The sequence below is a fragment of the Pseudoalteromonas sp. CO325X genome, from assembly GCF_004208955.1.
GTDB lineage: Bacteria > Pseudomonadota > Gammaproteobacteria > Enterobacterales > Alteromonadaceae > Pseudoalteromonas > Pseudoalteromonas ruthenica.
In genome coordinates this window covers 79979-88477 of sequence record NZ_SGPG01000036.1, presented here as the reverse complement: position 1 = coordinate 88477, position 8499 = coordinate 79979, and the positions used below count along the sequence as shown (strand labels likewise).

The window sequence follows — 8499 nt, the reverse complement described above, 5'->3', positions numbered from 1 at the left end:
ACTGTGCTGTACATGGCAATGATGTCTGCGATGCAGTGTAATCCGGTGTTTAAAACCACATATCAGCGCCTGATTGCGAAAAAAGTGGCCATTATTGCGTGTGTCAGAAAAATGGTGGTGATCTTAAATTCGATGCTCAGAGAAGGGGCAATGTGGGAAGCGCCAAAAACTTAAAAAGAGCTATTGACGCCATAGTCTCTTGTTAGTTTCACTTAATTTCGAAATACTTCTTTAAGTCGTCTTGAATTGTACGACCTTTATAATACCCTTCATAATTTAAATCTTGTTTTAAAACGCCTGTGTCTTCATCTTTGTATGTTCTGAAATATGAAGAATTCTTAGCATTTTCTTGGGCACTGTTTTCAAATTCAATCCATCTGCCAATTACAGATTTTAAGTGTTGGTCTATTTCATTTAAAGACTCTGGACCTTTATATAACGTTTTTACACAAACAGCGGTTACGGCAAATCGCCCATAACGTATTGCTTGCCCATATGCAGAAGTACCAAAGCGATCATTTACATCTTCTCTCAATGACTTTTCAAGGTTATTAATGCTTTGATAAATATTAAATGCATAAAAATATTCTGTAACTCTTTCTGAATCATTGAGATATTTCGTAAAGTTTGACTCTTGAAAAAGAAACTTTCCACTAGACCTCCTAGCTACAGCTGGATGCATGTCACAGCAAATGGCTAATCTTAATAATAGCTCTCTATCAATGATTTGATTTCGTGAGATATATTTATCTTTAATACCATCAGCAAATTCACCTTTTTTACGTTCATAATAATAACCAAACTTATGAAACAATAGTTCCTGCAAATCAATCTGAATTTTATCATTTGAACGCCGATCAGCATCAGACACTTCATTTTGTCTATTTGTGGCTTTAGAGATACTTTCAATTAGCGAACGTTTTTTCGTTTCGCTATTTGCCGAGTGCTCGCCAAATGTAATAATTTTAAGTAATACTTCTTTGTTCTCAAAAATATCTCCATTTTCAGCCCCTTTTTGAATTTCTTCATATATACGGCTTAACGTAAAAGCCGTTTGCCCACCATTTATTATTTGAGGGTTAGAGATCACTATTTGGGCTTTATCTTTTTGACCTATTCTTTCATTAACAGACGTTTCATCAGAAAGCATCGTTATCCCATTATTAAAAAGGGCAAATTCATTGGTACTTTTTTGAGTTATAGTATTGTGAATTTCTTTATTCACAGACTTAGCTTTCATTTCAAGAAAGCAACGAGGATTATATTTTAAGATTGAGTTCTTGTATGTGTATAAAACCCTACCAATTTCCTCTGTTGGAACAAACACAACGGTAATATCACAATCTTTAAATTCAGTTTCAACGTTATAACTGATTCTTGCGCTGGAAGAGTTTTTATTTGTTAAGTTTAGTGATATCGATAACAGATTATTATTATAATAAGTTCCCGTGATTACAGGAAATAATAAGTCTTTGTAAACTTTCTCGTTATCAAAAATATAAGCTGGAAATCCATTAGTTAGTCTTCTGATTTGACTGGGCTTGAGGGATTTCAAATTTGCAAGAATTATAACTTTATAATTATACCTCCCAATATCATCTACTTGAGATAGCTCTCTAAGAAGTTGCTTTATTTTTCCATTATATTCATTGCCATCCTCGTCATGTGTTTCGCCATCGACGATTCTATCTATATCCATTTTTAGCAATTCATCAGGAGAGATTTCTTTACTTTCGAAATTATCTTTATTGGTTCTAAATTTTGATTGAATGAAATAAATGTTTTTAGATTCAGTATCAATATAGTACGCATCAATTCCAGCATCATAGCCTTTATCTGTAATTAATTTCTCCCTTGATTTGAAATCTAAAATACCAAAGGTAACTTCTAAATAAAGGTGTATTAATGCTCTTCCACGAGCTTGGTTTATTTTTTCCAAATCGTCTTGATTAGGTCTATAACTTTTGAATTCCTTTGGAGATTCAAACCTAACCTGATCTAAGATATTTACTAAATTCTCATACTTTGTCATACACCTTCCTCTAGATATGACGACCAAACTTGATGTGAAACTAACAATTTAATATCGAGCGATTGGGTCGTTTTTCTACCGCAACCTGTCTCGTTTTAGTCCTTAGACCATTGATAGCAAATTTAGGAAGTACTTACCAGCATTGAAGTTACGTTACATTGCTCTAAACGTGGATAAGAAAAAAACGACCCATTGGGTCGTTTTCTTGACTATAGGAGAAACACAACAACACTGTACATATGTACAGCCATTTATTGGAGCTAGCTCAATGAGAACTCGTTCACCATTTTTAAACCACATCGCCGAGTTAATGTTGACCAAGCAATATTCACTCAGAACCGTTGATACATATCTTAAGTGGATTTCTTCCTATATTCATTATCATGATAAACGTCACCCAGCTTCAATGGGCAATAACGAGGTTGTCGAATATCTCGACTACCTTGTACTTAAACGGAATGTGTCGCCTAAAACACAAGCGACAGCGTTAAATGCGTTATCTTTTTTGTATAAGCAAATAATTAAACAGGAATTGTGTCCGAATCTAACGTTTGTTAGAAGCAAGCGCCAATCTAAGTTACCAATTGTTATGACCCCCTAGGAGGTTCAACTCCTCATGTCGTTTTTAAGTAAACGATATTATTTAATTTCAGGTTTAATGTATGGTAGCGGCTTACGTGTAATGGAAGCTGTTCAACTACGAGTTCAGGATATTGACTTTGACTACAAGTGCATTCGGATCTGGAATGGTAAAGGGAATAAACATCGGGTGGTTACACTCGCCACAGAACTTATACCTTTGCTAAGAAATCAAATAGCTCAGGCTGATGAATACTTAAAATTAGATTCCCAGAATGAACAATACGCTGGTGTATGGATGCCAAAGGCACTAGCAAGAAAATATCCTAGCGCCAATAAGTCAATTGCTTGGCAGTATCTATTTCCCTCAAATAAGTTAAGTGCTGATCCTGAAACTGGCGAGATTCGCCGACATCATTTTCATCAAACAGGTGTACGTAAAGCGGTTAAAGAGGCCGCCAAAAAAGCACAAATAATAAAACCTATAACGCCCCACACTTTTAGACATTCATTTGCTACTCATTTACTACAAAGTGGTGCAGATATTAGAACCGTGCAAGCTCAACTGGGTCATTCCGATGTGAAGACAACGCAAATATATACGCATGTTTTACAGCAAGGCGCAAACGGTGTTGTTAGTCCTTTGAGCAAAATTTTCTAGCTTGTTTTGGGGCAGGTAACGGCTGTTAGTGATAACATTGCCAATCTAAATATTCGAACACTATTTATAGGAAAGCTCCTAACCTAACTCAATACAGGTAGATATACCTCAGATTACCTTTTGAACAAAAGAAAATCCCCTTTATTTTCAGGTTTTTATAATGTCTAGCCCTGCCTTTTCGGCAGTTAAAAATAACATGTTGTGATTGATTACTTCCTGGCCTAATTTCAGCTGCCTACTCGGCAGTTCACATAGTCGTATTTAAAGCCAAGAGGCTGAGCCTCGAACGCGACAATCACTGGGGAATATTCGAAGTGGAAACAAGCACCGAACTCTAATGCCGACTCTAAGAGACAGGTCGCCTTGATCTTTTGACTGGCGAATTTAAAAAGGGTTTTAACTCTAGAGTACTTGGTTTTGCGTCAGTAATAGCTGCTTTCTAGCGCACTGACTAAAAATTGGCTATGACAACTTATTGTTCAAATTTATGTCAACTTTAACTTCAAATTTGTCAACTTATACTTCAAACAACAAGGGGGAAATTTGGGTGGCAGCCTTACCAGCCACATCTCGGCACACACGTCACACGCTGTGGCTGCTCCCTTCCGGGCCTGACCAGATTCACCTGCTAGTGTTGCGAGAGGACCAATAAGGCTACCATTGAGGGCCTTCGTTGGGCGCAGGAGGGATTATCGCGACTTTACTACTGGGATTCAAGGAAAATCCTACTATTTACTACCAACTGCCTAGTAACTGACCATTTCGCAGTGATACGCATCACTTTAGCCCTGCTCCACTTTTGTAACTCGCTAACCCATCTTGAGGCAAAAACCTTTCACTTACACATTTTGGAAACAAAAGTGTACAAATTTTAACCTTGATTACGTTTTAACACATTAAATTACCCGTCAAGGCATTGAGTAATCTGGATAAATTTAATATTTATTTAATTTTAAATTAATAATTTTTACTTTTATTTTACATTAGTACCCATTTTGACTAGATTAGAATCGCTCGCTTTGGAGAAGTTTGCAGGATCAAACGAGTATTAGCGGTGCTCAGCACCACCCATTCGGGAAAACTAATCGGGAGCAAACAATGAATAAACCTCAAGGATTTATGCTATCAACCTTATCAATAGCCGTGTCACTGGCAGCAATTTTGCCCGCAACGAGTATTGCGGCGCAAAAAACCTACCTAAGTGAACAAAATCAAATTAAAGATATTATGATGGCAAAGTCGACTGCCGTTTCAGCCTCCCCCGCTGCAACGGTACTCGGCCTTGATACTCAGGATGGTATCAGCGTTGTAAAGCAGTACAACAGTCAAAACGGCGATAAAACGTTTCGCTATCAGCAAATGCACAGAGGCATTCCTGTTATCGGCGATCATGCCATTCTAACTTACAACAAAGATGATCAGCTTATTCGTGCCCATGGCGCCGTGGTCAATAACATCGCTGCCGACGTCCCCTCGGTAAACGCCAAGGTGAGTAAGAAACAAGTAGGCAAACTAGTGCGCGCCATGCATCGTAAAATGCATCAAGGCAAAGCAGCGCCTGCCATCGAGAATGAGCAGTCTCGCTTAGTCATTTGGTTAGACGATGCGAACAAAGCGCACCTTGCTTATGAGGTGACCTACAACAGTTATGGTGATACCCCGTCGCGTCCCTACATGATTATCGACGCCAAAAGCGGTAATGTAATGCATCAGTTCGACAATTTACAGCATGCTGATGCCACCGGCCCAGGCGGCAACCAGAAAACCGGACAATACAATTACGGAACCGACTACGGCTATTTGGATGTGAGCCAATCTGGCAGCACTTGTACCATGGAAAACGCCAATGTGCGCACCATTAACCTCAATAATGGTACTAGCGGCTCAACAGCGTACAGCTTTACTTGCCCAGAAAATACCTACCAGCAAGTAAATGGCGCCTATTCACCTCTAAATGATGCCCATTACTTTGGCAACGTAGTGTTTAACATGTACAACGACTGGGTTGGTACTGCGCCATTGTCATTCCAGTTACGTATGCGCGTGCACTATGGCAATAACTATGAAAATGCGTTTTGGGATGGCCAAGCGATGACCTTCGGTGACGGCGCCACAACCTTTTACCCATTAGTCAGCCTCGATGTGTCTGCACACGAAGTCAGCCACGGCTTTACCGAGCAAAACTCCGGATTGGTTTATTCTGGTAAATCAGGCGGCTTAAATGAAGCGTTCTCCGATATGGCCGGTGAAGCTGCGGAAGCTTACATGCTGGGTAGTAATGATTGGCTCGTCGGTGAGCAAATCTTCAAAGGTAATGGTGCGTTACGTTACATGGCTAATCCTCCACAAGACGGCCGCTCCATTGGTAATCAATCAGATTACTACTCAGGCATGGATGTGCATTACAGTTCAGGGGTGTACAACAAGGCCTTCTATTTGTTGGCAACCACCAGCGGCTGGGATACACAAAAGGCCTTTAAGACCATGGCACGTGCTAACCAGCTTTATTGGACAGCGAGTACTAACTGGGACTTAGCAGGTAACGGTGTGATGGACGCCGCGTGCGATCTTGGTTATGAGCCGAATGATGTTAAAGCAGCCCTCGCGGCCGTAGGGGTAACATCAAGCCTAAGCGCGGGTAGTGATTGTGGTTCGACTCCGCCAGTACCTGATGAAGAAATCACCAACGGCGTGCCACGTACAGGTATTTCCGGTGCGGCGAAAGAGCAAATGTTCTTCGTTATGAATGTGCCCGCAGGTGCTACGAACCTCACCTTTAACACCTCAGGTGGTTCAGGTGATGCTGATTTATACGTGAAATACGGTTCACGTCCAACGCTTAACGATTACGATTGTAACAGCACGTCATCAACCAGTACTGAGTCATGTGCAATTAGTCCTGTTCAAGGCGGTGAGTACTATGTCATGGTCGAAGCGTGGAACCAAATCAGTAATGTGACCTTAGAAGGTAACTATGACGATGGTAGCACGGGGCCAACGCCGATCGATCGCACCGAGAGCAACATCAGTGTTAACCAAGGCGGCTGGGCTCGTTTTAGCCAAGACATTGGCAGTGGCTACAGCAACCTCACGGTAACCATTAGCGGTGGTAGCGGCGATGCCGATCTGTATGTCAACTTTGGCTCGCAATCAACCACCAGCGACTGGGATTGTCGTCCATATCGCAATGGCAACTCAGAAACCTGTACCTTTAGCAATCCGCAAGCAGGTACATGGCATATGGATTTACGTGGCTACAGCGCAGCAAGTGGTGTCACCCTATCCATCCAAGCAGACTAAATCATTCTCCCTGAGTAGGGGCCAGCTACTGGCCCCTTTTTCGTTTAAGGACCCATCTTATGAAATATTCTTACCTCGCCATCGGTGCGGCGCTTGCTTGCGCTACGAACAGCGCCTTAGCGGCACCGGAAAAGGCATGGATCACGGTCGAGGCCCATGCCATGGCGCACTATCAAAAACAGCAAAAAACACAGTGGCAAAGCGCTGCAACGCAATCAATCGCTGGCACAGCAGTTGATGTTATCGCTATAGATCCTAAGCATATACATCGGCTAAGCGATTTTATGCACCATGAGTACAAACGCTGTGGCGGCTTTATTTATCATGAATCTGAGCAAGCGGCGAAAGCCTACTTGCAACAGGCCCAAGTCAATAACACGCAAACAGTTGCCACTGTTAATTACAGCATCGATAACCCCGCTGCAGCCCAGGCGCTGCTGGCTGAGCTAAGCACCACTCGTCTAGATAACACCGTAAGTACCCTAGCAGCATTTCATAACCGTTATTATTCACAACAAAGCGGTGTCGATGCAGCAGATTGGTTACGCACCCACTGGCAACAAATCGCCAGTAGTCGCAGCGACATCACCGTGCAAAGTTACAACCATAGCTGGGCTCAAGATTCGGTGGTGGTGACAATCGCCGGACAAGAGTTAAGTGATGAAGTGGTGATCATTGGCGGTCACTTAGACTCGATTAACCAATCATCACCCAGCCAAGGTCGTGCACCGGGAGCTGATGATAATGCCAGCGGCATAGCAGTATTAACCGAAACGCTGCGAGCGGTCGTCGACAGTAACTTTAAGCCTAAACGCACCATCAAAATTATGGGCTTTGCGGCTGAAGAAGTGGGACTCAGAGGCTCCGGCGCTATAGCTAGCGATTACAAAAGCCAAGGCATCAATGTGGTGGGCATGGCGCAGTTTGATATGACCGGTAATAACGGCTCAGCCGAAGATATTGTATTGATGACCGACTATACCAATAGCGGCCAGAATCAATTTATGGCAAACCTTGCCAGCACTTATCTTAGTGACCTGGTTATTGGCTATGATCAATGTGGTTACGGATGCTCGGATCATGCCTCTTGGCATAACCAAGGCTTTGCCGCCTCGATGCCGTTTGAATCAAAAATGAGTGATATCAACTACCGAATTCACACCAGTAGTGACGACCAGTTTGATGCCAGTCATGCCATCAATTTTGCACGCTTAGCCAGTGTTTATCTCGCTGAGCTTGCGAAAAGCGCTGGCTCTGCGCCGCCACCACCGAGTGATAACGAGCTCACTAATGGTGTGGTTGAGTCTGGCCTTAGCGCTGGTGCTAAGGAACAGCTGCTTTACACCATGGATGTACCCAGCGATGCCACTGATCTTAACTTTAATACCTATGGCGGCAGCGGTGATGCTGATTTATACGTGCAATTTGGCACGCCACCGACACTCAGTAGCTATGATTGCAAAAGTACCACAGCATCAAGCACCGAAAGCTGTAGCTTTAGCGCGCCACAAACAGGGACTTACTACGTGATGGTTGAGGCCTGGAATGCCATTTCCGGTGTCAATCTGGTCGGTGAGTATCAATCAGGTTCAACCGGTCCAACTCCCATTAATCGTAGCGAAGGGCCTATTTCGGTCGCGTCTTCTCAATGGCAACGCTTTGAGCAGCCTCTTACTAGCGGCTATTCGCAATTACAGGTGAGTATATCCGGCGGTAGCGGCGATGCCGATCTGTATTTAAACCTTGGCTCACCGTCGAGTCAGTCGCAATGGCAATGCCGTCCATACAAAAATGGTAACAATGAAACCTGTACCATTAGCAACCCGCAAAGTGGAACTTGGTACATTGATTTGTACGGCTATAATAGCGCCACGGGTGTAAATTTATCGATCACCGCCAATTAGTAATAACAAAGGGGCCCGATGGC

Annotated in this window: 3 protein-coding genes, 1 other RNA gene and 2 pseudogenes; 4 read left to right on the top strand and 2 right to left on the bottom strand. The window is 42.7% G+C overall.

The annotated features are described in order from the left end of the window. Positions 1-174, top strand: a pseudogene (locus EXT46_RS18550) (IS110 family transposase); the annotation flags it as partial. Between the two features lie 34 nt (positions 175-208). On the opposite strand, the gene EXT46_RS18545 reads toward EXT46_RS18550, so the two are convergent. Beyond that, positions 209-2032 carry an AIPR family protein gene (locus EXT46_RS18545; RefSeq protein ID WP_130149059.1) on the bottom strand — a complete coding sequence of 608 codons (1824 nt, stop codon included), beginning with the start codon at positions 2030-2032 and terminating at the stop codon, positions 209-211. A gap of 268 nt (positions 2033-2300) precedes the next feature. Between EXT46_RS18545 and EXT46_RS18540 the strand changes: the two are divergent. Continuing rightward, positions 2301-3272, top strand: a pseudogene (locus EXT46_RS18540) (integron integrase). A gap of 554 nt (positions 3273-3826) precedes the next feature. Here EXT46_RS18540 and ffs read toward each other — a convergent pair. Beyond that, positions 3827-3923: signal recognition particle sRNA small type (gene ffs / locus EXT46_RS18530), an RNA gene on the bottom strand. Positions 3924-4391: 468 nt separating this feature from the next. Between ffs and EXT46_RS18525 the strand changes: the two genes are divergently transcribed. Both EXT46_RS18525 and EXT46_RS18520 read left to right on the top strand, forming a co-directional pair. Then, positions 4392-6572 carry a M4 family metallopeptidase gene (locus EXT46_RS18525; protein ID WP_130149062.1) on the top strand — a complete coding sequence of 727 codons (2181 nt, stop codon included), beginning with the start codon at positions 4392-4394 and terminating at the stop codon, positions 6570-6572. Between the two features lie 59 nt (positions 6573-6631). Further along, complete coding sequence (locus EXT46_RS18520; protein ID WP_240701173.1) at positions 6632-8476, top strand: M20/M25/M40 family metallo-hydrolase; 1845 nt, start codon at positions 6632-6634, stop codon at positions 8474-8476. Positions 8477-8499: the final 23 nt, after the last annotated feature.